Here is a 1,536-nt window from a genome sequence, read left to right on the forward strand (position 1 = left end):
GGCTCACATGACGAGGACGTCGGTCAAGGGTGATCGTGGTATCTACATTGATGGTCTCCTTGGTGTCGGATCCAGGCTTGGCCCGATGCATGACGCGGCTCGACAGTTCGAACCTTATCCAGCTCACATACGGTCGCCACTCGGGGTGGCTGCACCATTATCCCGCTTGCGGCGGTTACGGGCACAGGAAAGCGGGACCAGTCTTTCGGGCGGCGCTGAACGCCAACAGACATTTCGGTTCGCTTACCTGGATCCACGGAGCTGATCGTGCTCCGGGAAGGCGTAGGGTTCGGATCAGGCAGCCTTCATCACGGCTCCCTCGATCACCACACCTGAGGTTGCATATTTCCACAGCGCGATGAGAAGTTTGCGGGCAAGCGCCACGATCGTCGGCTTCTTGAGGCGGCCGCCGTTGTGCCGCACGCGCTCCTGGAACCAACGGGCAAGCGCCGAGTCAGGCTGATAACGGATCCAGAGCCAGGAGAGCTCGACCATGGTCGTTCGCAGGCGGCCATTGCCGGCCTTTGAGACGCCCTGTTCCTGTCTGATCGATCCACTTTGCCAAGGTGTGGGAGCAAGCCCGGCATAGGCTGCCAGCTGGCGCCGGTTATCAAAATGGCGGAACAGCCCTTCCGCGTAGAGGATGGTGGCAAACTCCGGGCCGATGCCCTTGAGGTTGAGAAGCATTGCCGCCGGGGTGTTGGCAGCTTGCTCGGCAATGAGCGCAGCGCGCTCATCCTCGACGGCTTTGATCTGTTCAATGATCAGCTCGAGCCGGTCCAGCTCTCGATCGATCTGCGATCTGACGTGAGCTGCGAGAACGCGTCCATCGCCGGTTCTGAGATCTTCGAACCGTTCCCGCCGGTCGCGACGTAGCGGTTCATATCCAGTGATACCCTGTGCAAAGAGCAAACCTTTGATCCGGTTGATATGCTGGGTTCGCTCGATGATCAGCACCTGGCGCTCACGGCAAATACGACGTCGATCTTCGTCTTCGACGCTGGGCGGCCTGACCATCGCGCAAACGCGCGGCTCGCCTCGCTTGTAGGCAAGCAGCGCACGAACCAGCGCCTCGCCATCGATCTTGTCGGTCTTTGCACGACGGCGGCGGCGGGATGTCGCGATCGACGCCGGGTCGACGACATAGCTCTCGATACCTTCGCGCTCCAACACGCGGTGGATCCAGAACCCGTCCAGGCCGGCCTCCTGGATAACGATGAAGCCGAACTCGTGCCCGGTCCGGACCCGTGCCTTCTCGCGAAGCTGCGCAAAACGCTCCATCAATCCGGCAACGTCACCAGCACGCACAACATGCTTCGACATCCGCTCGCCAGCACCGGGTGACAAAGACGTGACCAGCCACGTTGATTTACTCAGTTCCATCGAAACAAAGATCGCGCCAAGATCTATACGGATAGCGGCAGGCGCATGGGGTCGATCAGCTGCAAGCATGGTTGCCTCCACGGAGTTAGGGGTCAGCAACCGCACTCTGACAGAGTGTCAGCCGCTATCCGCCCTCGCCATGGGATCTTTCGG

General features: G+C 60.6%; 1 protein-coding gene. It reads right to left on the bottom strand.

From position 1 onward, the window contains the following. Positions 1–294: 294 nt before the first annotated feature. Positions 295–1,452 carry an IS110 family RNA-guided transposase gene (locus tag SMA01S_RS23905; protein ID WP_066827983.1) on the bottom strand — a complete coding sequence of 386 codons (1,158 nt, stop codon included), beginning with the start codon at positions 1,450–1,452 and terminating at the stop codon, positions 295–297. Positions 1,453–1,536: the final 84 nt, after the last annotated feature.

This window comes from Sphingomonas mali NBRC 15500 (assembly GCF_001598415.1).
Classification (GTDB): domain Bacteria; phylum Pseudomonadota; class Alphaproteobacteria; order Sphingomonadales; family Sphingomonadaceae; genus Sphingomonas; species Sphingomonas mali.